Origin of the sequence: Pseudomonas sp. UMAB-08 (assembly GCF_900095225.1) — a bacterium.
In the GTDB taxonomy this organism is placed as follows: domain Bacteria; phylum Pseudomonadota; class Gammaproteobacteria; order Pseudomonadales; family Pseudomonadaceae; genus Aquipseudomonas.
This window is the reverse complement of sequence record NZ_LT607417.1, coordinates 259,839-281,949: the sequence shown is the minus strand read 5'-3', so window position 1 is coordinate 281,949 and position 22,111 is coordinate 259,839. Positions and strand designations below refer to the sequence as shown.

Below are 22,111 nucleotides of genomic sequence, written 5' to 3'. Positions count from 1 at the left end.
CCGGGCATGAACTGCGGTCCCTAAAAACAACGTTAAACATGCTCGACAGTCGTCGGGCTTAGCACTTTCGGGGAAGTAACGATGAAGATTCGACGAATCCTTGGCGCAGGTGCCGCTCTGGTACTTGCGATCAGTTCCACGCTGGCGATTGCAGAAACAAAATCAACCCTGAGCATCGGCTATGTCGATGGTTGGTCCGACAGCGTCGCCACGACCCATGTGGCCGCTGAAGTGATCAAGCAGAAGCTCGGTTATGACGTCAAGCTGATGCCGGTTGCGACCGGGATCATGTGGCAGGGCGTTGCGACCGGTAAACTCGACCTGATGCTGTCTGCCTGGTTGCCAGTCACGCACGGTGAGTACTGGACCAAGAACAAGGACAAGGTTGTCGACTACGGTCCTAACTTCAAAGATGCCAAGATTGGTCTGATCGTTCCGGAATACGTCAAAGCGCAAAGTGTTGCCGACCTGAAAACCGATGACTCCTTCAAGAAAAAAATCGTGGGTATCGACGCCGGTTCAGGCGTGATGCTGAAGACCGATCAAGCGATCAAGGACTACGACCTGGATGGCTACAAATTGCAGGCCAGCTCCGGCGCTGCAATGATTGCCGAGTTGACCCGTGCTGAAGAAAAGCATGAATCCATTGCCGTCACTGGCTGGGTTCCGCACTGGATGTTTGCCAAGTGGAAACTGCGCTTCCTTGAAGATCCAAAAGGCGTTTATGGCGCAGCCGAGACGGTGAACAGCATCGGCAGCAAGGGTTTAGAGAAAAAGGCACCTGAAGTGGTGGCCTTCCTGAAAAAATTCTCCTGGAACTCCAAGGATGAAATCGGCGAAGTCATGCTCGCGATCCAGGACGGCACCAAGCCTGAAGTCGCCGCGAAAGACTGGGTTGCCAAGCACCCGGAACGTGTTGCCGAGTGGACTAAGTAAAAGCGCTTAAACACGTCTACGTCGCACCTTTCAAGGCCATCTGGCATCGCTGCCAGGTGGCTTTTTGCCTTCCTTTTGCTGTGCGCTTTCCGACCTCCCTCGCTGAATCATTCCCTGCGTTATTCATATAGACGTGCATTGTCGCGCGCCGTTAGCTAATGTCGTTCTAATACTAAGGTCGTCTGGAGTGCGCTCACGAGCAGACTAAAGTGTAATTCGTTCAAACTCATCTGTGCTGCGAGGACAAAAATAATGAACGACAGCATTTACATCTCGATTCAAAACAGCCCCCTGTTTAAGGAGCTGGTCTCCAAAAGAGAGCGGTTCGCCTGGATTCTTTCAGCGATCATGCTTGGGTTGTATGCGGGCTTTATCTTTTTAATCGCTTATGCACCAACGGTTCTCGGGGGCAAAATCAGCCCCGAATCATCAATCACGTGGGGAATCCTGATCGGGGTCGGGCTGATTCTTTCAGCGTTTGTCCTCACCGGGATCTATGTATACCGTGCGAACGGTGAATTTGATGACCTGAACAAAGCGATTCTGAAGGAGGCCAAACAATGATCCGGCGACTACTATCGGCCCTTGGCCTTGCTGTGTTCGCGCCGACTCTGTGGGCGTCTGAAGCGCTGACAGGCGCAGTGCAAAAACAACCGCTGAACGTTGCCGCTATTGCCATGTTTGTGGTGTTTGTCGGTTTCACCCTGTGCATCACCTACTGGGCGTCCAAGCGCACCAAGTCGGCGGCAGACTATTACTCGGCGGGCGGTAAAATTACCGGTCTGCAAAATGGTCTGGCGATTGCTGGTGACTATATGTCGGCAGCTTCGTTCCTGGGGATTTCCGCGCTGGTGTTCACCACCGGCTACGACGGCCTGATCTACTCGATCGGCTTCCTGGTGGGTTGGCCGATCATTCTGTTCCTGATCGCCGAGCGCCTGCGTAACCTGGGCAAATACACCTTCGCTGACGTGGCGTCCTATCGCCTCGGCCAGACACAGATTCGCACGCTGTCTGCCTGCGGCTCTCTGGTGGTGGTTGCGTTCTACCTGATCGCGCAAATGGTCGGTGCCGGCAAGCTGATTCAGCTTCTGTTCGGTCTGGACTACTACATTGCAGTGATTCTGGTGGGCGTCCTGATGTGCATGTACGTGCTGTTTGGCGGCATGTTGGCAACTACTTGGGTTCAGATCATCAAAGCGGTGTTGCTGCTGTCGGGTGCAACCTTCATGGCTGTCATGGTCATGAAACACGTTAACTTCGACTTCAACACCCTGTTCTCCGAGGCGATCAAGGTTCACCCTAAAGGTGAAGCGATCATGAGCCCGGGCGGCCTGGTGAAAGACCCTGTGTCGGCGTTCTCTCTGGGTCTGGCACTGATGTTCGGTACCGCTGGCCTGCCACACATCCGGATGCGCTTCTTCACCGTGAGCGACGCTAAAGAAGCTCGCAAGTCGGTGCTCTACGCAACAGGCTTCATCGGCTACTTCTACATCCTGACCTTCATCATCGGCTTCGGCGCGATCCTGTTGGTAAGCACCAACCCGGCCTTCAAAGACGCTGCTGGCGCGCTGTTGGGCGGTAACAACATGGCAGCGATTCACCTGGCCGATGCGGTCGGTGGCAGCTTGTTCCTGGGCTTCATCTCTGCGGTGGCCTTCGCTACCATCCTGGCGGTGGTAGCAGGCTTGACCCTGGCCGGCGCAACAGCGGTGTCTCACGACCTGTATGCCAGCGTGATCAAGGGCGGCAAAGCCAACGAGAAAGATGAGATTCGGGTATCGAAGATCACCACTCTCGCACTGGGTGTCCTGGCTATCTTCCTGGGCATTCTGTTCGAAAACCAGAACATCGCGTTCATGGTTGGCCTGGCGTTCTCCATCGCGGCAAGCTGTAACTTCCCTGTCCTGTTGCTTTCCATGTACTGGAAAAACCTGACCACCCGTGGTGCCATGATTGGCGGCTGGATGGGCTTGGTTAGCGCAGTAGGCTTGATGATCCTTGGCCCAACCATCTGGGTAACGATCATGCACCACGAGAAAGCCATCTTCCCGTATGAATACCCGGCGCTGTTCTCCATCGCCATCGCGTTCATCGGTATCTGGTTCTTCTCCATCACCGACAAGTCCAAAGCGGCAGAGGGAGAACGTGCCTTGTTCCTCCCACAATTTGTCCGCTCGCAGACTGGCTTGGGTGCCACCGGCGCCGTTGCTCACTAACGTCTGTTGATGTCATGAAAAAAGCAGCCTTCGGGCTGCTTTTTTTATGGGCGTGAAAAATGATTGTTTTTGCTAAACCATAAAAAACCCCGCTATAAAAGCGGGGCGTTCTGCAGCCAGAGGACTAGATCCTGCCGAGCAGGACCAGTATCAACAGGATGACCAGAATAGTCCCGATGATGCCCGATGGCCCATAACCCCAGCTCCTGGAGTGCGGGAATACCGGCAGACCGCCAACGAGTAGCAGTATCAGGATGATGATAAGAATTGTGCCGATGCCCATGACGAGTTCCTTCTTGGTGAGTGGCTTCCGCAGTTCACGCATTTAACGCCCAATGCGTAAAGTGTGTGCTGCTTAAATGATCCGACTGCGGCTGTTTAAAAAAAGTCCGTGGACGGTGTCGTAATATTTCACGAAGGGCAGAACGATGCTGTATCGCATTGCCGCCGATGCCGTTGTCCTCATGCATGTGCTGTTTATTGTCTTTGCCTTGTTCGGTGGATTACTGGCAATACGTTGGCGCGGGCTTATTGCGCTGCACCTTCCGGCGGTTGCATGGGGCGCGGCTGTCGAGGTATTTCATCTGTACTGCCCGCTTACGCCGCTGGAAAATGGATTGCGCGTGAAGGCCGGTGATCAAGGTTTCAGCGGTGGGTTTATCGAGCATTACCTGATTCCGCTGATCTACCCCGCAGGGCTGACGCCGCAGACCCAGTTGTGGTTAGGCGCCGGGGTAGTGGTGATCAACGGGGTGGTCTATTTCTGCGTGGTAAGGCGCCATCGGCGTCAGCGCAACGCCTTATAATCCGTGGGTTTGCCCTTGGTATTCAGCAATTGGATGGTGAGGTGTTACGGGGATGACCTTCGCTACACTGCGACTCATCTTCCCCAGAACAACAAGGCATTTTCCTATGCAAAATCGCATGATGATCACCGGCGCCGGGTCAGGCCTGGGTCGCGAAATCGCGCTGCGCTGGGCCCGCGAAGGCTGGCAGTTGGCGTTGTCGGACGTCAATGAGCCTGGCTTGCAGGAAACCCTTAAATCAGTACGCGAGGTCGGTGGCGATGGTTTTATCCAACGCTGTGATGTGCGGGATTACAGCCAGCTGACCGCCTTCGCCCAAGCCTGCGAAGAAAAGTTTGGCGGCATAGACGTTATCGTCAACAACGCGGGCGTTGCTTCCGGTGGATTTTTCAGCGAGCTGTCGCTTGAGGATTGGGATTGGCAGATCGCGATCAACCTCATGGGCGTGGTCAAGGGCTGTAAGGCGTTTTTACCGTTGCTGGAAGCGAGCAAGGGCAAGATCATCAATATCGCGTCAATGGCTGCCTTGATGCAGGGCCCGGCCATGAGCAACTACAACGTGGCCAAGGCCGGCGTCGTGGCGCTGTCGGAAAGCCTGCTGGTCGAACTGCATCAACAGGAAGTCAGTGTTCACGTGGTATGCCCGTCGTTTTTTCAGACTAACCTGCTCGATTCTTTCCGTGGTCCAACCCCGGCGATGAAAGCCCAGGTTGGCAAACTGCTGGAAAGCTCGCCGATTACTGCCAGCGATATTGCCGACTACATCTTTGAGCATGTCGCCCAAGGTGAATTCATGATCCTGCCCCACGAGCAAGGACGCATGGCCTGGCAGCTGAAACAGAAGAACCCGCAGATGCTCTACGACGAGATGATTTCCATGGCCGACAAAATGCGCAGCAAGGCCAGGCAGGGTCGCGAGTAAGCAGCAACCGGGGCGCGCTTTACTGATGCGGTATCGCCGACTTGCTCCAGCCCCGGCATGCAGTTAGGGTTGCCGGAATCTGCCCCAGCAACCTTGACGAGATGCCGACGTGCTCAACTATCTGTGGTTTTTTCTTGCGGCGTTGTTCGAAATCGCCGGTTGTTATGCATTCTGGATGTGGTTGCGCATGGGCAAGAGCGTGTTATGGGTGCTGCCGGCGCTGCTCAGCCTGACACTGTTTGCGTTGCTGCTGACCCGAATCGAAGCCACTTACGCCGGACGCGCCTATGCGGCTTATGGCGGCATTTATATCGTGGCATCCATTGGTTGGCTGGGGCTGATCGAGCGGGTTCGGCCACTGACGTCCGACTGGCTGGGTGCTGCACTCTGCGTGATCGGCGCCAGCATCATCTTGTTCGGCCCGCGATTGTCCAACGCCTGAGAAACCCAAAACCTGCCCGCGCTGCGGACTTCTCCTATAGTTTTGGTCGGCAGTTGGGCCGATTCCGTAGGATCGGTCTGGCGGGCATGAAGGGCATTACTGATTTACTTCAGATGCATTGAAGAGGCCGATTTCGCCGTGCAATCTTTGCTCTTTGTAACAAAAAAGGGTGGGGAAAATGCTTATATTGACGCGAGAAGTTGGAGAGACCTTTTCAATTGGTGATGACATCACCGTGCAGATTCTGAGCGTGAACGGCAATCAGGTCCGGCTAGGTATTACCGCACCCAAGCACATCAAAATCAATCGAGCGGAAGTCTTCATGCGCATGGCCAGTCGTCTGGCGGAGCAAGAGCCGGAGCCCACGGCGTGACCGGTATCAGTCGAACCATTCCTTGGGCACGTCGTGTTTGAGCATCAGTTGACACTGCTGGCTTTCCGGTTCGAATACGATCACCGCCTGACCCTTGCCCAAGGCATGACGCACCCTCAGTACGCGGGTTTCCAGCGGTGTCTCGTCGCCATTGTCGGTGCCGTCACGGGTGACGAAATCTTCGATGAGGCGGGTGAGGGTGTCGGCTTCAAGTTGGTCGTAGGGAATCAGCATGGTGTTCTCGCATGAATTCCCGCGATGCTAGCGCGGTTGAGGTCGGCAGGCTACATCCCTGGGCGGTGCTTCCATCCGGGCGGCAGGAGGTTTCCCACCGCCCAACGCCTCAAACCTCCTCGGCGCGCTGACCGATCAAGCTCTCCACCGCCGGTACCCGGGTGTCGGATTCCATCTGGGCATCATGTTCGAGCTGGTGGCTGAAGCGTTCCAACGACCCTTTTGCCGGTTGTGCATCGCTGGCGAACACCGGCGGGCTAAGCATGTAGGCGCCCAGCAGACGGCTCAGGGCACTGAGGCTGTCGATGTGGGTGCGTTCATACCCATGGGTCGCATCGCAGCCGAAGGCGAGCAGGGCGGTACGAATGTCATGCCCGGCCGTGACGGCAGAGTGTGCATCACTGAAGTAGTAGCGGAATAAATCCCGGCGTACCGGCAGTTCGTTCTCGGCCCCCAGACGCAACAGGTGCCGCGACAGGTGGTAGTCGTACGGACCTCCTGAGTCCTGCATCGCGACACTCACCGCATGTTCGCTGGAGTGCTGACCCGGGGCGACCGGGGCAATATCGATCCCGACGAACTCACTGACATCCCACGGCAGTACACCTGCCGCACCGGTACCGGTTTCTTCGGTGATGGTGAACAACGGATGGCAGTCGATCAACGGCTCGGCGCCACTGTCGACAATCGCTTTAAGTGCAGCCAGCAAGGCCGCGACGCCAGCCTTGTCGTCCAGGTGTCGCGCGCTGATATGCCCGCTTTCAGTAAACTCCGGCAGGGGGTCGAACGCGACGAAATCACCGATGCCGATGCCCAGCGATTCGCAGTCGGCACGGGTGGTGCTGTAGGCATCCAGACGCAGCTCGACATGGTCCCAACTGATCGGCATTTCATCCACCGCAGTGTTAAACGCATGCCCTGATGCCATCAAGGGCAGGACACTGCCGCGTATCACCCCGGTGTCAGTGAATACGCTGACCCGGCTGCCTTCGGCGAAGCGGCTCGACCAGCACCCTATCGGTACGAGGGACAGGCGCCCATTGTCTTGCACGGCTCGTACGCTGGCGCCGATGGTGTCCAGGTGTGCTGAGACGGCACGGTCGGGGCTGTTTTGCTTGCCCTTCAAGGTGGCGCGAATGGTCCCGCGCCGGGTCAGCTCGAAGGGAATGCCCAGTTCTTCCAGACGTTCGGCGACGTAACGCACGATGGTGTCGGTGAATCCGGTCGGGCTGGGGATCGCGAGCATTTCCAGCAGGACTTTCTGCAGGTAATTCAGATCCGGTTCGAGGATTTTTGCAGGGGTCATGAGGGGCGCTCCTGAAGCGATGCGGTTAGCTGTGTGCAGGCAGGCTGTGTGGAAACAGCAGGTCGACGAAACGTTCGGCGGTCGGTTGGGGTTCATGGTTGGCCAGCCCGACCCGTTCGTTGGCTTCGATAAACACGTACTCCGGCTGGTCGGCGGCGGGCACCATCAAATCCAGGCCCACCACCGGAATGTCCAGCGCTCGGGCCGCACGGACTGCCGCATCGGCGAGTACGGGGTGCAGGATTGCAGTTACATCTTCCAGGCAACCGCCGGTGTGCAAATTGGCGGTGCGTCGGACCGCCAGGCGCTTACCCGGTGGTAACACGGTATTGAAGTCGAACCCTGCGTCGCGCACTGTGCGTTGGGTTTCTTCATCTTGCGGAATGCTGCTTTCCCCCGATGTAGCGGCCTCTCGGCGTCTACTTTGTGCCTCTATCAGCGCGCCAATTGCATGGTGGCCATCACCGATGACTTCGGCCGGTCGGCGGATGGCGGCAGCCACCACCTCGAAGCCAATCACCACGATGCGCAGATCCAGCCCCGGGTGATAGCTCTCGAGTAACACCCGGCTGTCGAACGGGCGGGCGCGCTCGATGGCTTTCTGGACGTCTTCAATCGTGCGCAGGTCCACGGCGACGCCATGACCCTGTTCACCATCGAGCGGCTTGACCACGATCTGCCCGTGTTCGTTCAAAAACTCCAGATTGTCATCGACGTTGCCCGCCAATTGCTGGGCCGGCAAATTCAAACCTGCTGCCTTGAGCGCTCGGTGGGTCATGCTCTTGTCCTGGCACAGGGTCATGCTGACGGCGCTGGTCAGGTCACTCAGGGATTCACGGCAGCGCACACGCCGTCCGCCATGACTGAGGGTGAACAGGCCGGCATCGACATCATCGACCTGTACGTCGATACCCCGTCGATGGGCTTCTTCGACGATGATCCGCGCATAGGGGTTGAAGTCCGCCTGTGGTCCTGGCCCGAGAAACAAGGTTTCATTGATACCGTTCTTGCGCTTGATGGCGAAGGTCGGCAGGTTGCGAAAACCGAGCTTGGCGTACAGGTTTTTGGCTTGCAGGTTGTCATGCAGCACCGAGAGATCAAGGTAGCTCAAGCCACGGCTCATGAAGTGCTCGATCAAATGCCGCACCAGTACTTCGCCCACACCCGGCCGGGTGCATTGCGGGTCCACCGCCAGGCACCACAGGCTGCTGCCGTTTTCCGGGTCATGAAAGGCTTTTTGATGATTGAGGCCCATCACGCTGCCGATCACCGCATTGCTGCTCTCATCTTCGGCAATCCAGTACACCGGCCCACCGTGATGGCGTGGGGTCAGCAGGGCGGGGTCGATGGGCAGCATGCCCCGCGCCAGGTACAGGTTGTTGATCGACTGCCAGTCCGCATCGTTCTGCGCACGGCGAATGCGAAAACCACGAAACACCCGCTGTGCCGGACGGTAATCGCTGAACCACAGACGCAAGGTATCGGACGGGTCGAGGAACAGCTGTTGTGGTGATTGCGCCAGCACCTGCTGGGGCGCCGCGACGTACAGGGCGATGTCACGCTCACCGGGCTTCTCATTGAGCAAGTCGTTAGCCAGCGTCGCGGGGTCAGGGTAGGTGTGCCCGATCAGCAGCCGGCCCCAGCCGCAATGCAGGGCCAGAGGTTGGGCGTCAGGCTCGCTGCCGTCTTCCGCGAAGCGTGCTTGCAGGCGCTCATAAGAGGGCGCCTGACCGCGCAACAGGCGTTGGCTAAAAGCCGAAGCATTCTGTTTCATCAATCAAAGTCCTTGTTCGCTGAGCCACAGGTTCAGCGCTGCGAGCTGCCACAGTTTGGAGCCGCGCAAGGGGGTCAATCCGCCCTCGGGATCGGTCAGCAGTTTGTCGAGCATGGCCGGGTTGAACAGGCCACGGTCCTGGCTCGGGTCGAGCAACAGGTCGCGTACCCAATTCAGCGTGTCGCCCTGCAAATGCTTAAGCCCCGGCACCGGGAAATAGCCTTTTTTGCGGTCGATCACTTCGGCCGGGATCACCCTCCGCGCCGCTTCTTTCAGTACCTGCTTGCCGCCATCGGGCAACTTGAAGCGCCCCGGCACTCGGGCCGACAGTTCGACCAGGCGATAGTCGAGAAACGGCGTACGCGCCTCCAGACCCCAGGCCATGGTCATGTTATCGACACGTTTCACCGGGTCATCGACCAGCATGATCGTGCTGTCCAGACGCAGTGCTTTATCCACTGCGGCGTCAGCGCCGGGTTGGGCGAAATGCTCGCGAACAAAGTCGCCCGCCGCATCATTGGCGGTCAGCCATTGGGGTTGCACGGTGGCGGCGTATTCGTCATACGTGCGGTCGAAGAACGCCGCGCGATAGGCCGCATAAGGGTCGCTGGCGCCGTCCACTTGTGGGTACCAGTGATACCCCGCGAACAGCTCATCAGCGCCTTGCCCGCTCTGCACCACCTTGCAGTGCCTGGCCACTTCACGCGACAGCAGATAGAAGGCAATGCAGTCGTGGCTGACCATCGGCTCGCTCATGGCGCGGAACGCCGCAGGCAGCTGCTCGATGATTTCGCTTTCGTTGATGCGTAACTGGTGATGTTGAGTGCCGTAGTGTTTAGCGATCAGGTCGGAATACTGAAATTCGTCACCGCGTTCGCCGCCGGCATCCTCAAAACCGATGGAAAAGGTCGACAGCTCCTTGACCCCGACTTCACGCAGCAGGCCGACCAGCAGGCTGGAGTCGACGCCGCCAGACAGCAAAACGCCGACCTCCACCGCGGCACGTTGACGAATCGCCACGGCATCACGGGTGCTGTCCAACACCCGGTCAGTCCAGTCTTCGAGGGTCAGATTCGCTTCGTCGGCGCGTGGGCCATAGGGCAGGCGCCACCAGACTTTTTGCTCTGACTTGCCGCTGGCGTCGATGCGCATCCAGCTGGCAGGTGGCAGTTTTTCAATGCCCGCGAGCAGGGTACGCGGCGCTGGAACCACTGCGTGGAAGTTCAGGTAGTGGTTCAGCGCGACCGGGTCGAGCATCGGGCTGATATCGCCGCCTTTGAGCAGCGCAGGCAGCGATGAGGCAAACCGCAGACGCTTGTCGGTGTGTGACAGGTAGAGCGGCTTTACGCCCAGCCGGTCGCGCGCCATGAACAAGGTCTGGGTGTCACGCTCCCAGATGGCGAAGGCAAACATGCCGTTGAGTTTGGGCAGCAGATCGACGCCCCAGGCGTGATAGCCCTTGAGCAGCACTTCGGTGTCGCCGTCGGAATAAAACGGATAGCCGAGTGCTTCCAGTTCAGCGCGCAGTTCCGGGAAATTGTAGATGGCACCGTTGAACGCCAGCGCCAGTCCGAGCTGATTGTCGACCATGGGCTGTGCCGAGCCTTCGGACAGGTCCATGATTTTCAGTCGACGGTGACCCAGCGCGATAGGCCCCTGGCTATGAAAGCCCCAGGCGTCCGGGCCGCGAGGGGCCAAATGATGGGTGATCCGTTCAACCGCCGCGAGGTCTGCCGGTTGATGGTCGAAACGTAACTCTCCAGCTAATCCGCACATGGTGCTTAAACCCTATGTGTTCCGGACCTTCCAGGGCTATGGGTGCTTGGCACATACCCACTGCGATACCTCAACCAGGTGTTCGCAGCACGCTCAACCCATAGCGGTCAGGTCCTGTTTTGGAACGGACATAGTGCTCTGATCTTTCACCCGTTCCTTCCGGCGCAAGCACATCATCAGAGCGCGCCGCCGTAAGTGGTCGTGTTTTTTCGAGTACATGCAGCGCCCGATCGTTCAATAGAACTTCCCGAGTGGTCTTGGTTGGGGGCTTTTTCCAGACGCTTCCATTGATGAGTCTCCGGCAAGGTCGGGCGGTTCGCTGTCGTCGGTCGACCTCGCTACAGCACAGGGCCGTCAACGCCTCCGGGCACATACCGGTATAAGAAAAAGCGTGGAAATTACGTAAGGTGATGGGGAGGCATATGCATCGGAAAATTAATCAACACGCTCCGCTGCTCTGGCCCCGGAGCTTCGGGGTGGAGCTTGTTTTCTGATGGCGCTGAGGGGGGCTTCGCTGAGTGGCGTGATTCCAATTCATGGTCTATTTGTGTATTCCGGCGCGGGGCCGGCTCAAGGAGATTGCCATGCATTTGGTTGTGGAAAGACCTTATCCCGTGGACTACATCCATCCAAACGGAGAGCAAGCAAAGATCGACTTCATTTGGGGGGATCCAAAAAGTATGGCGCCTATCGGAATTACTATCTGGCTCAGGGCTGGCAATGACAGCGTAAAACTCGGCGAGGAAATGGGCGAGTGGCGCACCTTTGGCGAGGCCTTGCGACACGGCATCAATCTCGCGTTCACCTGGCTTAGTCGCTGAAACTGAACGCTTGATGACAGTGCTCATGCCGCCAGCAGCTGTGCTTGCTGGCGGGGTCCCTGCTGGACGGCTCGATGATTGAGTCGGCCTTTTCCGTGGCCGACGACAAGAGGGGACCCCGGTCTGACTTAAATATGTAACCACGCCAGTGTGCCCAGCACGACGCTGACACCCACCGCACTGTACGCCACCTTTTTGAGCCACTCTTTGCGCGTCAACAAGGTAATCGCCGCCAGCGAAATAGCGATCTGAATCGCCGTCATCGCCTGCGCCCAGCGGTGATGCTGATGCAGTGCCAACTCTGACTTTTCATCCCACGCTCGCGCCTCTGTCTCTAGGGCTTCAGCGTTCTTGCGCACGGTTTCTTTTTCATTTTTGTAGCGCAGGGCTTCGGCGGTGTAATGCGCGGCATCCAGGCCGGGGATATGGATCGCCAGTTCAGAGAGGTTTTGCCGACTGGATTTAGCCTGGTAGTAATTCCACAGGTTGGACGCTTCGGTTTTTTTGATCGCGGCGTTGTTCTTGTCCATTGCGGCTTCGCTCTCCGTGGAGCCGGCCTGATAGCTGAGCAATGCGCCGAGGGTCGCCATAATCGCCGTCATCACCGCTATCTTACCCGCGAAATTGTCGCCGCTGGCATGGGCGTGTTTGTTGACGTGTTCCAGATGATGTTCGTGCGGGCTGGGGACTTCGAAGCCTTCAGACATGGACGTTGATCTACGCGAATGGATAAGTGTCGAAGTGTAAACGCAGGATCGACGGAGGCGCCATGTCTCGATCTGCGATTTGCCCCCTTTTCATCGCTGGATGAAAGCGCCGCCCCACAGAGCACACAGCAGCAGTATTTGGCCCGGTATCACGTGCCGGGAAAACATTGTCCCGCCACTGGTCCACGCGACCAGGCATTTTGTGCAGGCATTGCTGCTCATGGCCGCTAGAATCGGCAGAACAGCACTGGCCACCGGCAGTTGACCGGCGGCTACCAACGAGGCGACAGAGGCAGAAGGGGCGTGGGTGTCGGCAAAGCCACCCAGAACCGTGGCAATAAACACGCCGCCTTGACCGAACCAGGCCAATAGCGCTGCAGACATCATCGAGATGCCCGCAATACTCACGGCGACCAGCAGCGCCAGCTTGATGCTGAAAGCACCACCGACATCATCGGCAGGACTGCTTTCGGTGTTTCTCCCCAAATAAATGAATATCAGGGCATAGACCAGGGTGGTCGCGAATCCCAGGGACAGGGGCAGCCACATCAGTTCGAGGGTCGGGAGGCTGACTGCGGCCAGGACCAGGCTCATCTGTACGAGGGTGGCGAGCGAGGACAGAATGGCGGCGGTGCTGGCCGGCAGCATCAGTGCCGGTTCTTTGCGCGCACGACTTCCCATGACCGCGATGGTCGCAGCGCTTGAAGCGAAGCCCGAAGCGATGCCGGTGATGGCGAGTCCATTGCGTGTGCCGAGCAAGCGCATGGCCACATGACCGGCGGCTCCAACCGCCATTATCAAGACGGTGAGTGTCCAGACTGTGCGCAAGTTGATCGCCGCGAACGGACCGATAAATCGATCAGGCACAAGGGGCATTATGACCAGCGCGGCGGTGGCCAGGATCAGACCATCACGGACCTCTCTCTCGGACAACTGCGTGCGGACAAAGTGATGCAGGCCCTGACGATAGGTGAGCAACAGTGACAGGACGACGCCGAAGGCAATGGCCAGAGCAGGATCGATTGAGCACAGCCCGCCCAGCACCAGAACCAATAGCAGGGCAATCTCTGTGGTCAAGCCAGGGTCCTGACTGCGAGCTTTGAAATAGGCAATGGCCGCCAGTACGGTCACGCCAAGCAGCGTAATGGCAAGCAACAGCTCCCCACCCAACAGCATGCTGACGTAGCCAAGCAATGAGGTAATGGTGAATGTCCGCAGGCCAGCAAAGCTACGGTCCTTGCCCTGGCCTTTCCTGCGCTCGCGCTCCAACCCCACCCATAGACCAATGCCCAAGGCGGCGGCGAAATTGGCAATACTGTCGAAATCATCCACAGCGTGTTATTTCCTTTTGGCTGGATGCTGTGCACGCACCCCAATGGTTGTGCCGCTAAGAGAGTAAGCCATTGTTTATCCCTTGGCGGCCCGCAAATCCACACCTTGCTGTTCAAAGCAGAAGGGCTGACCTCGTCGGTGCTAATTGTTTACCTCAGTTGAACCCTCCAAATACATAACGTGGTCAGTCCTATTTATGCCAGCAGGTTGTGTTTTATGACTGTTTCACTCCGTTCAAACCCTAAAAAACCGGTTCAACCCAACCTCGATTTCATCAAGAGCAAGATCCCCGCCTGGCTAAAAGAGGCAGACCCCACGCTGCGTGAAACCCTGAGGGTGCAAATGGCAGTCAGTAGTTTTTCGAGAAAGCGGGTCGCCGAGGTACTTAAAGAACTGCAGAGCATCGACACATTCGCCGAGCCGTTGTTGACCAAGGCGTTGCACGACTGGTTCAACGTGAAGGTCGATGTGCGCACCGCGATGTTCTTTAACCGCAACGTCGACTACAGAAGGTCCAGCAGCAGTCTGCTGGAGGCTGCGCTGCAAAACTTCGAAGCGCACGAGGGTAAAGACGGTGCCTTCAAAACAGGCTCTGGCGTGTTCCTCAATGAGCACTCTGGAGAGCGTCTGCCCATTACCCCTGAACAGTTCGCCCGTGCTTGTCGCAATCTGAACCTGGGGCAGCTTTATCAGGATCACCTTGATTCGGTATTTCAACCCTACACCGGGCTGGATGAAAATCCCGCAGCGGTACGCGCTAATCGTCGAGCGCTGTTCCTGATCAGTGAGCAGGATGCGCTATCGGTGGAAATCACTGTCGCGCGCATCAAGGGGGATATCAGCGAAAGCGCTCATCAGATGATGTTGCAGGTGGCCGCTCAGCGCTCGGAGACTTCACCGGCGAGCGTCGTACGATTAACCCTGTTCGAGACGCCGATCCATAAAATAGTGGTGATCAGCGCGGATCGAAGCCATGAGGATGGAAAGGCGTTGCCCTGCGTGGCGTATATCCCGGGAGACCCTCTGCACCCATTGAAGGAGTACGCCTCAACTGCGGATTTCGCCAAGGCGCTGACCGAGCGTTTAGGGTCAGCGGATTATCAGCAGTTCTTCAGTCGTTTTATTACTCAACGGCAGCGGCCTGCTTTTTTCAAAGCCCTGAACACGCGGCTTTTTCCTTCGCTGCCTTACCGCGTCTTCACACCAGACCCTGTTCTGCAGAAGGGCGCTGCTGACACGTCCTTGATCAAAAGACTGTTCCCCAGTCCGAGTGCCGTCTGGACGCAAACGCTGGATAAAAATGCCACCCTGAGCTTCGGTGAAACAGCACTGGTGGGTAACCTGTTCGTGACGCTTTACCGTCAGCAACTGCAACAAGTGCTCGATGATGCGCGCTACTTGGCGGTGCGCACCGACGATGAGGATTTCAAGAGCAGCCTGGCCTTCTACGATGAGTTTCTGGGCATTGGTTTGAGTGTCCTGAATCTCGCGGCCTTTTTCGTTCCGGGTGTGGGCGAAATCATGATCGTGGTGGCCGGCGCGCAGCTGTTCAATGAGTTCTTCGAAGGCGTCGAGGCCTGGAATCACGCTGAAATGGAGGAAACGCTGGCGCACCTTTTTGGTGTGGCAACTAATGCGGCCTTGATCATTGCATTGGGGGCAAGCGGGGCGTCCCAAGTGCCGGCCGTTGAAGGTTCGGCTTTTATCGACTCGCTGATCGAAGTGAAACTGGCCAATGGTCAGAGCCGTCTGTGGAAGGTCGACCTCAAGCCGTTTGAATCTGACGTACTGCTGCCTGATTGGGTCGCGGCGGATGCCGAAGGGCGCGTCACTCACGAGGGCAAGGACTACCTGCCATTGAGCGACAAACTCTATCGGATAGCGCTTGATCCGGCGATCAACGCCTGGCGGATCAAACCCCCGGTCTATACCGAAACGTATTCGCCCCTCCTTGAACATAACGGCGCAGGCGCATGGCGGGTCGAGGGCGAAAGCCTGCACAGCTGGCAGATCAACACTTTATTCAAGCGGTTGGGGCATTCGGTAGATTCCCTTTCCGAAAAAGCAGCCGAGCACATTCTGGCACTCACAGGGACCGATGAAGCGCTGCTGCGCAGGATCCACCTGGGAAACCAGGCCCCGACACCACAGTTGGCTGACACCATAAAGCGGTTTCGACTGGACCAGGCGTTGGTGCAGTCCGGTACGCATGAGGACTTGCCTGCGGTATTCAACGCGCAGTATCAGGCCAGCGAGGCCACCGCCGATCCGCTCGTCAACGTGATCAAACGAGACTTTCCAAGCATTACAACGGCAGCCGCCAAGGAGATCGTAGCCGAGGCCAGTGCCGCCGAAGTTGCGCAGATGACCGGACAGCAACGCATACCTGTGCGTCTGGCAGGACAGGCTCGTGTTTATGTGCGGGAAACACAACTGAACCGTGCCTATGAAGGGTTTTTCCTTGCCTCGGGCAGTGCTCACCCAGACACCCTCAAGCTCGCGCGGGTCTCGCTTGAAAAGCTGCCGGGCTGGCCGGCGGACCTGACGATCGAGGTCCGACAGGGCTCGACGGGTGGTCAGGTGCTGAATCGTGTCGGCAGCCCGACGGCGTCCCAGGTTAAAGCGCTGGTCAAGCGTGGCAAGACGTATCAGGCTCATGACCGCGAGGGCAACGAGCTACACGCGCCTGCTGATTTTTTTACTGCGGTCATGCGGGCGCTGCCGGACTCGGCTCGCGAGTCTATTGGTGTGCCCAGTGTCTGGGATATCAGCCCGTTCAAGGAGCGCCTGGCCATGGTCGCCATGGGGCCGCGCGATCAAGCTGCCCGGGTTCTCGGCCAATCGCGCGTCAGACAGATATTCGCTCTGCCGTCCCGTCTGTCCAATAGCCGAATCGGCTATCCGTTGAGTGGGCGTGGGGCGATGGCAGCGGCTGTTGTGTATCAGCAAGAGAGCGTAGAGGCACTCAGTGAAAGACTGCGCACGTTTTATCCTGAAAGCGCTGATGTGGGCTACATCGACCGGTTGGGTAGCCGGGATGTAGCGCGGGTCAGCGAGCGTTTGAATGAGCAGATTCAAGCATTCGGCACCTTGCGCAATGCACTGGATGGCTGGGTCGATATTTCGGAGTCCAATCCGCTGTTGACTGCGCTGGAACGTCAAACAAGAGGGCGAATCGCAGACGAACTTTCTCGTGCCTGGCGCTACAGCGAGCATGTGATAGGTGCCATGCCAGAGCCGCGAACCACGTTTAGTCTCGATTCCTTTACCTTGCCTGACCTCTCGGATCTGCCGGATCTGCCGGATTACTACAGCAAAATTAAAGAAATCATCCTGAGCAATGTGACGGCTGACGCCGGGCAACTCGATGTGTTCTTGAGCAAATTTACAGGGCTAAAAGAACTGTCTATCACTAACGGCGGACTTTCACGTGTGCCCCCGGGGCTGACCGGATTCACCCAACTGAATTATGTGTCTATTGCCTGTCAGGACATGGTGATTGACCAGCAGGCCATGGACGTATTCATTGCGATGCCCCGGTTGCTGACGCTGGATCTGTCGGGCAATACACTGGGCAGTTTTGCCGGTAGCAGCGGGTTGAGGCTGGACACGTTGGCCCTTGAGTCGATGGGGTTGACCGAGTGGCCGCAGTGGGTCGAGGACATTCCACTGCAGGAACTCGACATATCCGATAACCAGATCGTGCATTTACCCGATCACATCGTGCAGAACCAACGCTCCAGCGACCAACATTTGACTGTCAGGGCGTATGGGAATCCGATTTCCCATGACGATCTGCAGACCGCATGGGTCAATGACAGTGGCTGGAATCAGCGCTATTCGTTGCTTGCGGATTACCCCGACGACATCAGGCGGCTCCCCTCGCGGCGTGTGTCGTCCTCTGGCTCTGAGACTTCGGACAATGAACCGTCAGAATCCGAGCCGCCTACTCCGGATCCGCAGGTGGCAGAGGGTGTGCATCTCTGGCAGGTGCCGGGAAATGATTCACTGAACAGTCGAATCGAGCTCGCCTGGCAACGGGTTGAGGAGGCCAACGATGCCCCCTACCTGCTATCGCTGATTCAACAATTGCAAGGCAGCGAAGACTTCCGTCGGGTCCATGAAGAACTGACCATTGAAGTACTTGGGGTGCTGGAGGCCGTGGTAGAAGACGCTGTGTTGCGAGGCACTCTGAATGCGAGAGCGGCACAAGGCTGTGAAACCTGCACGGACGGCGCGCGCTTGCTGTTCAGCGATGTTCAGGTAGAGGTCTACAGCCGAAATGCCTTGTTGAACGTGCCCGAGGAAGGAAAAGGCGGCGTTTTGTTCACGCTGGGCAAGAGTCTGTTTCGTCTCGAGGCCGTCGAAGCAATCGCCGAGAAAGATATCGCCACCAGGAAGAGCATGAGATTGCTCGTCGATGAAGCCGAGGTACGTTTGGCTTATCGAACGGATCTGGCTGACCGGCTGGGTTTGCCTGCACAGCCCCACGGCATGAATTATCGGCGGATAGCGGGGGTGAGCGCGGAGGCGATCATCAACGCTGAAGGCACCATTTTGCAGCGTGAGCAGGCGCTTGAGTACGTTGATTCCATGATCCAAAAGCGCTTCTGGAGCGATTACTTGCACCAGCACTATGCAGCTCGGTTTGAGGAAAGGCTGACTTCGTTCGATGAGCGACTCGAAGACCTTACAGCGTCACCCCCGGCAATGGAGGGTGAGTATCTCAATCAGATAAATACCTTGCGCCAGGAGCGAGAGGAGGAAGAAAAACGCGTGTTGAGCGAGTTGACCCTATTGGAGCGGTGGACGTTGGAAGGCATTTGATCACGGTCATTTGATCGTTTCCCGCAGAGTGCCCGACAGCCTAAGTGCATTCGGCTGTCGGGCTGTGTCGGGTGTGAGCCCCGTTCGACTTAATACCCGGTCATTTCCAGGTACCCGGTGCCCGAATGACTTCCGCTCAACTGCACCGGACCTTCCCAGTACGGGATGCGCAGGTTCATCCAGGCATTGGGGTTTAGCGCAGTCGTGGTGATGTCGAGGTGTTTTTCGGGGATTTTCACTGCCCAGCGGGTTGGCAGCGCGTGCCCGGCGACGTCACTCGAGGCCAGTGGCGTGAGCTGGATCTCTTGCCCCTTCAATACCTGTGTCTGGCCGTCAGCGCTGATCCAGGTGCCTGTCAGATACGGCTCGCCGTTTTTCTGCCGCATGCGGTACAGCATCAGTTGTTCGCCGCTGTCCAGGTGCATGGAAAACCAGTCCCAGCCAGTTTGACTGGCTGTCAGTGGCTGGCTGCTCCACTCGCGGTCCAGCCAGGCGGGGCCTGCTACCTGATACGTCTTGCCGTCTATTTCGACGGTGCCTTTTGCCTGGAAATACGGCTGGCTGTAGTAATACGAAGCCTGGCCCTGTTCTGACTTTTGACTGAAGCCTTGCTCGCCTTGCAGCACCAGCGGTTGGCTGGACGTCAGTTGCAGTCGATAACTGAACGCCTGTCCACGGGCGTGCAGTTGCATGTTCGCCAGCGGTTTTTCAGCGCTTGACTGGCTGTCGAACGTCCAGTCATCGATCCACGCCTTGAACGGCGAGGCGTTAACCCCGGCCTGCTCGACGCCGCCACGGGCGTAGCGTTCGGCGGCATAGTGCTGGCTGGCCGAGGTCACTGCGGCATGGCCCATCCAGATCGTCTGATTGCTCCAACCCTGCGCCTGGGTGTCGGCATGCAGCGCGTTGCGGAACAACGTCCATTGCACGCCGAATAGCCGGCCCTGGTCATCCTTGAGGTTGGCGGTGACGTACCACCACTCGATGCGAAAACCGTCGTGGGCGCCATGATCCTGCGGGAAACTGAACACCTTGCCTCGGACGACCTGGGCAAACGTAGTGGCCTCGTTACTCAGCCCGGCAAAACCATCGGCAGGTGGTTTTTGATCATCGCAGGCACTCAATAGCAGGGTGCCCAGCAAGAGCAGCAGCCATCTAATCCTCATTGGCAAAGGTCCTCAGCAGGTCGGCCGGGCGACTGCGATACAGTTTGATCAACGGCCACGCCGAGGCCAGCAAGGTCGCCAGCAGGGCCAGCGCCATCAACTGCACCAGTTGGGCAGGGAACACCTGCAACGGCAAGCGCCAGCCAAAGGCCTGCACATTGATCACCGCGTCCAGGCACCAGGCCAGCAGGAGGCCCAATGGCAGGGCGAACAACAGCGTCAGCACCGCCAGCAGCCAGGTTTGTCCAAGATTGAGCAGCATCAGTTGGTGCCGGGTCACGCCCAGCGCCCATAGCGGCGCCAGTTGCCCGAGCCGACTCTGGCTTTGGGTCAGCAGGCTGATGAACAGCGCCACTCCCGCGACCCCCAACGTCAGGCTATTGAGCGCGGCGGTGGCGGCGAAGGTGCGTTCGAAGACCTGTGTGGACCAGCCCTTGAGCCGACTTTGATCGACGATGCGACTGTCTTCCAGGGCAAAGCGCGACTGAAGTTCGCGCACCAGCGGCGGCACCGACGCAGGGGCGATGCGCAGATTGAAGCGATTGGGCGATAGCTGCGGCCAATAGCGCAGCAGGTGCTGAGCGTTGACCAGCAGATGGCCCTTGGGATTGCCGTAGTCGGCGTAGATCGCGACGATGCGCGGCGACCACTGGCCTTGTGGTGTTGGAATCGCCAACTGATCGCCGACCTGAACCTTGAGCCTGCGCGCCAGTTGCTCGCTGAGCATCAGGGTGTCGTCCAGGGCCAGTTGATCCCAGGGATCGCCCGCCTGAGCGTCCAGCAGCGGCCAGTGCTGACGGTAGGTCGGGTGGTCGATCACGCCGATTGCATCCACAGGCCAGCCCTGTAGCTGGATCGAGACCTGCCAGGTGGGTAACACGGCCTGGACCTGTGGCTGCTCGTTGAGCCAGGTCTGAAGACTGCGTGCCTGGGCCGGGTTCTGTGGGTTGAGGTACAGCTCTGCGGTCAGCCGTTGCTCCAGCCAGTTATTGAATGTCTGACGAAATCCCGAGGTCATGCTGCCCGCGCCGATGTTGGCGGCCAGGGCCAACAACAGCGCCATCAGCGCCAGGCTCAACGCCGGTAACTGCTGGCGGCAATCGGCAAGAAACCACTGGCCCAATACCGAGCGACTGCGGCCCAGCAAAGCTTCAAGCAGCGCATTGAGCAGCACCGGCAGGCTCAGTGCAGCGCCCAGCATCAGGGCGGCTATCAGCACAAAACCGCTGGACAGGCTGTCACCCAATAATAAGGCCAACAACGCCGTCACGCCTGCGATGCCCGCCACCCACGCCTGACGGCGCAACCAGCGAGCATAGGCTTCGTGCCAGGCCTGTGCGTTGGCCAGAGCCAGCAGTGGCAACCGCGCTGCCCGCAACAAGCTGCTGGCCCCGGCCAGCAATGCACCGAATAGACTCAAACCCACACCACTGGCCCACCACAGGGGGTTCAAGCTCAATTGCCCGGCCACTTCGGCGCCGTACAGGCCCCGCAGGCTGGCGGCGACATCGGGTAACAACAGGCTGGCCAGGCAGTAACCACTGACGACCCCGGCGACGCCACCCAGCAAGGCCAGGCCACCCAGCTCCACGCCCAGGCTGAGAATTAACATACGGGCGCTGACACCGCAGGCGCGCAGGGTCCTGAGCAGTCCGCGGCGCTGCTCGAGTGCCAGGCCAATGGCGGCATGCACGATAAATAAACCGACCACGAACGACAGAAAGCCCAGCGCATCGAGGTTCAAGTGAAAACTCTCGGTCAGGCGCGACAGGTTGTTTTCTTCACCGCTGCTCTTGAGCACCAGTTGCCCGACCCGTTCGGCAGGCAATGCCGGTTGTGTGGCCGCAAAGTCTTTAGGCAACAACAGTCGCGAGACCTGGTTAGGCATGCCCAGCAGGTGTTGGGCAAAGCCGATATCCACCAGCAGCAAACCCGGGGCCATGTCGGCCTGACTGTGCAGCGGTGGCAAGGCGTGTCCATTCTCGGTCAGCGGTTGCTCACCTTCGTGATAACCCAAGGCCTGCAAGGTTTGCGGGGCGATCCAAGTGCTGCCCGGTGGGCTGAAAAATCCAACGATCTGCGCCATGTCCAGAGCTTGCCCGGCCACCGCCGAACCGCCCGGCAGCGACACCGGTTCGATGCCCATTAATTGCAGGCGCTGATCGTCATGCCCCTTGAGCGAGAGGCGCGCTTGCAGCACCGGAGACACCGGCCAACCCGCGCGGCGCAGGCTGACAAACACATCCTGAGAGAAGGGCGCGCCATTCGGCGCGCTCAGACTGGCCTGGGGTTCGCCGCCGATCAGTTGGCTGGCACGGGCGTAACTTTCCCGCGCCTGACTGTTCAGCGCTTGCACGCCGGTCAACAGGCTGGTCGCCAGCCACAGCCCGGTCAGCACGCTGAAAAACTGCACCGGATGCTGACGCCAATGGCTGAGCAGGGCGCGTAATGTCCAATAAAATACGCGCAT

General features: G+C 58.3%; 18 protein-coding genes. 9 read left to right on the top strand and 9 right to left on the bottom strand.

Going from position 1 to position 22,111, the window contains the following annotated elements:
• Nucleotides 1-81 precede the first annotated feature (81 nt).
• From K0F75_RS09215 to K0F75_RS09205, 3 genes are all read left to right on the top strand, one after another.
• Nucleotides 82-936, top strand: coding sequence for a glycine betaine ABC transporter substrate-binding protein (locus tag K0F75_RS09215; protein WP_219061565.1), 855 nt, complete (start codon nucleotides 82-84; stop codon nucleotides 934-936).
• A gap of 252 nt (nucleotides 937-1,188) precedes the next feature.
• Nucleotides 1,189-1,500 (top strand): DUF485 domain-containing protein, encoded by a 312-nt coding sequence (locus K0F75_RS09210; protein WP_219061564.1) that lies wholly within the window; start codon nucleotides 1,189-1,191, stop codon nucleotides 1,498-1,500.
• Nucleotides 1,497-3,155, top strand: a complete 1,659-nt coding sequence (locus tag K0F75_RS09205; protein ID WP_219061563.1) for a cation acetate symporter — start codon at nucleotides 1,497-1,499, stop codon at nucleotides 3,153-3,155. Before K0F75_RS09210 ends, K0F75_RS09205 begins: the two co-directional genes overlap by 4 nt.
• 124 nt (nucleotides 3,156-3,279) lie before the next feature.
• Here K0F75_RS09205 and K0F75_RS09200 read toward each other — a convergent pair whose 3' ends face one another.
• Nucleotides 3,280-3,438: a DUF3309 family protein gene (locus K0F75_RS09200; protein WP_020290439.1), complete on the bottom strand. Its 159-nt coding sequence runs from the start codon at nucleotides 3,436-3,438 to the stop codon at nucleotides 3,280-3,282.
• A gap of 145 nt (nucleotides 3,439-3,583) precedes the next feature.
• Here K0F75_RS09200 and K0F75_RS09195 point away from each other — a divergent pair, with 145 nt between their 5' ends.
• The 4 genes from K0F75_RS09195 (at nucleotide 3,584) to csrA (ending at nucleotide 5,698) form a co-directional block, all read left to right on the top strand.
• Nucleotides 3,584-3,961: a DUF2784 domain-containing protein gene (locus K0F75_RS09195; protein WP_219061562.1), complete on the top strand. Its 378-nt coding sequence runs from the start codon at nucleotides 3,584-3,586 to the stop codon at nucleotides 3,959-3,961.
• Nucleotides 3,962-4,067: 106 nt separating this feature from the next.
• Complete coding sequence (locus tag K0F75_RS09190) at nucleotides 4,068-4,883, top strand: SDR family oxidoreductase (protein WP_219061561.1); 816 nt, start codon at nucleotides 4,068-4,070, stop codon at nucleotides 4,881-4,883.
• Between the two features lie 109 nt (nucleotides 4,884-4,992).
• Nucleotides 4,993-5,325 (top strand): YnfA family protein, encoded by a 333-nt coding sequence (locus K0F75_RS09185; protein WP_219061560.1) that lies wholly within the window; start codon nucleotides 4,993-4,995, stop codon nucleotides 5,323-5,325.
• Between the two features lie 178 nt (nucleotides 5,326-5,503).
• A complete protein-coding gene (gene csrA, locus K0F75_RS09180) occupies nucleotides 5,504-5,698 on the top strand; it encodes a carbon storage regulator CsrA (RefSeq protein ID WP_219061559.1) in 195 nt (64 codons plus the stop codon).
• 6 nt (nucleotides 5,699-5,704) lie between these two features.
• Here the strand turns inward: csrA and K0F75_RS09175 are convergent, their stop codons facing one another.
• The 4 genes from K0F75_RS09175 to K0F75_RS09160 form a co-directional block, all read right to left on the bottom strand.
• A complete protein-coding gene (locus K0F75_RS09175; protein ID WP_219061558.1) occupies nucleotides 5,705-5,932 on the bottom strand; it encodes a YheU family protein in 228 nt (75 codons plus the stop codon).
• Between the two features lie 109 nt (nucleotides 5,933-6,041).
• Nucleotides 6,042-7,238, bottom strand: coding sequence for an osmoprotectant NAGGN system M42 family peptidase (locus tag K0F75_RS09170; RefSeq protein ID WP_219061557.1), 1,197 nt, complete (start codon nucleotides 7,236-7,238; stop codon nucleotides 6,042-6,044).
• A gap of 25 nt (nucleotides 7,239-7,263) precedes the next feature.
• Nucleotides 7,264-9,012 (bottom strand): N-acetylglutaminylglutamine synthetase, encoded by a 1,749-nt coding sequence (gene ngg, locus K0F75_RS09165; RefSeq protein WP_219061556.1) that lies wholly within the window; start codon nucleotides 9,010-9,012, stop codon nucleotides 7,264-7,266.
• 3 nt (nucleotides 9,013-9,015) lie between these two features.
• Complete coding sequence (locus K0F75_RS09160; RefSeq protein WP_219061555.1) at nucleotides 9,016-10,788, bottom strand: N-acetylglutaminylglutamine amidotransferase; 1,773 nt, start codon at nucleotides 10,786-10,788, stop codon at nucleotides 9,016-9,018.
• Between the two features lie 584 nt (nucleotides 10,789-11,372).
• Between K0F75_RS09160 and K0F75_RS09155 the strand changes: the two genes are divergently transcribed.
• Nucleotides 11,373-11,609, top strand: a complete 237-nt coding sequence (locus K0F75_RS09155; protein ID WP_219061554.1) for a hypothetical protein — start codon at nucleotides 11,373-11,375, stop codon at nucleotides 11,607-11,609.
• A 128-nt stretch (nucleotides 11,610-11,737) separates the two neighbouring features.
• Here the strand turns inward: K0F75_RS09155 and K0F75_RS09150 are convergent, their stop codons facing one another.
• On the bottom strand, nucleotides 11,738-12,316 hold the full coding sequence (locus K0F75_RS09150) for a DUF4337 domain-containing protein (protein WP_219061553.1): 579 nt from the start codon (nucleotides 12,314-12,316) through the stop codon (nucleotides 11,738-11,740).
• A gap of 90 nt (nucleotides 12,317-12,406) precedes the next feature.
• On the bottom strand, nucleotides 12,407-13,648 hold the full coding sequence (locus tag K0F75_RS09145; protein ID WP_219061552.1) for an MgtC/SapB family protein: 1,242 nt from the start codon (nucleotides 13,646-13,648) through the stop codon (nucleotides 12,407-12,409).
• Nucleotides 13,649-13,864: 216 nt separating this feature from the next.
• Here K0F75_RS09145 and K0F75_RS09140 point away from each other — a divergent pair, with 216 nt between their 5' ends.
• Nucleotides 13,865-18,475, top strand: coding sequence for an NEL domain-containing protein (locus K0F75_RS09140; RefSeq protein ID WP_219061551.1), 4,611 nt, complete (start codon nucleotides 13,865-13,867; stop codon nucleotides 18,473-18,475).
• A gap of 89 nt (nucleotides 18,476-18,564) precedes the next feature.
• Here K0F75_RS09140 and K0F75_RS09135 read toward each other — a convergent pair whose 3' ends face one another.
• The gene (locus K0F75_RS09135; RefSeq protein ID WP_219061550.1) at nucleotides 18,565-19,641 is read right to left on the bottom strand and encodes a lipocalin-like domain-containing protein; all 1,077 of its coding nucleotides are present in this window, start codon (nucleotides 19,639-19,641) and stop codon (nucleotides 18,565-18,567) included.
• Nucleotides 19,631-22,111, bottom strand: coding sequence for an FtsX-like permease family protein (locus K0F75_RS09130; protein ID WP_219061549.1), 2,481 nt, complete (start codon nucleotides 22,109-22,111; stop codon nucleotides 19,631-19,633). The genes K0F75_RS09135 and K0F75_RS09130 overlap by 11 nt, the downstream gene beginning before the upstream one ends.

Excerpts from the sequence above, each read along its gene's own strand:
- K0F75_RS09215 (WP_219061565.1), top strand. The coding sequence starts at position 82 with ATGAAGATTCGACGAATCCTTGGCGCAGGTGCCGCTCTGGTACTTGCG.
- K0F75_RS09210 (WP_219061564.1), top strand. The coding sequence starts at position 1,189 with ATGAACGACAGCATTTACATCTCGATTCAAAACAGCCCCCTGTTTAAG.
- K0F75_RS09205 (WP_219061563.1), top strand. The coding sequence starts at position 1,497 with ATGATCCGGCGACTACTATCGGCCCTTGGCCTTGCTGTGTTCGCGCCG.
- K0F75_RS09200 (WP_020290439.1), bottom strand. The coding sequence starts at position 3,438 with ATGGGCATCGGCACAATTCTTATCATCATCCTGATACTGCTACTCGTT.
- K0F75_RS09195 (WP_219061562.1), top strand. The coding sequence starts at position 3,584 with ATGCTGTATCGCATTGCCGCCGATGCCGTTGTCCTCATGCATGTGCTG.
- K0F75_RS09190 (WP_219061561.1), top strand. The coding sequence starts at position 4,068 with ATGCAAAATCGCATGATGATCACCGGCGCCGGGTCAGGCCTGGGTCGC.
- csrA (WP_219061559.1), top strand. The coding sequence starts at position 5,504 with ATGCTTATATTGACGCGAGAAGTTGGAGAGACCTTTTCAATTGGTGAT.
- K0F75_RS09175 (WP_219061558.1), bottom strand. The coding sequence starts at position 5,932 with ATGCTGATTCCCTACGACCAACTTGAAGCCGACACCCTCACCCGCCTC.
- K0F75_RS09170 (WP_219061557.1), bottom strand. The coding sequence starts at position 7,238 with ATGACCCCTGCAAAAATCCTCGAACCGGATCTGAATTACCTGCAGAAA.
- ngg (WP_219061556.1), bottom strand. The coding sequence starts at position 9,012 with ATGAAACAGAATGCTTCGGCTTTTAGCCAACGCCTGTTGCGCGGTCAG.
- K0F75_RS09160 (WP_219061555.1), bottom strand. The coding sequence starts at position 10,788 with ATGTGCGGATTAGCTGGAGAGTTACGTTTCGACCATCAACCGGCAGAC.
- K0F75_RS09155 (WP_219061554.1), top strand. The coding sequence starts at position 11,373 with ATGCATTTGGTTGTGGAAAGACCTTATCCCGTGGACTACATCCATCCA.
- K0F75_RS09150 (WP_219061553.1), bottom strand. The coding sequence starts at position 12,316 with ATGTCTGAAGGCTTCGAAGTCCCCAGCCCGCACGAACATCATCTGGAA.
- K0F75_RS09140 (WP_219061551.1), top strand. The coding sequence starts at position 13,865 with ATGACTGTTTCACTCCGTTCAAACCCTAAAAAACCGGTTCAACCCAAC.
- K0F75_RS09135 (WP_219061550.1), bottom strand. The coding sequence starts at position 19,641 with ATGAGGATTAGATGGCTGCTGCTCTTGCTGGGCACCCTGCTATTGAGT.
- K0F75_RS09130 (WP_219061549.1), bottom strand. The coding sequence starts at position 22,111 with ATGCGCGTATTTTATTGGACATTACGCGCCCTGCTCAGCCATTGGCGT.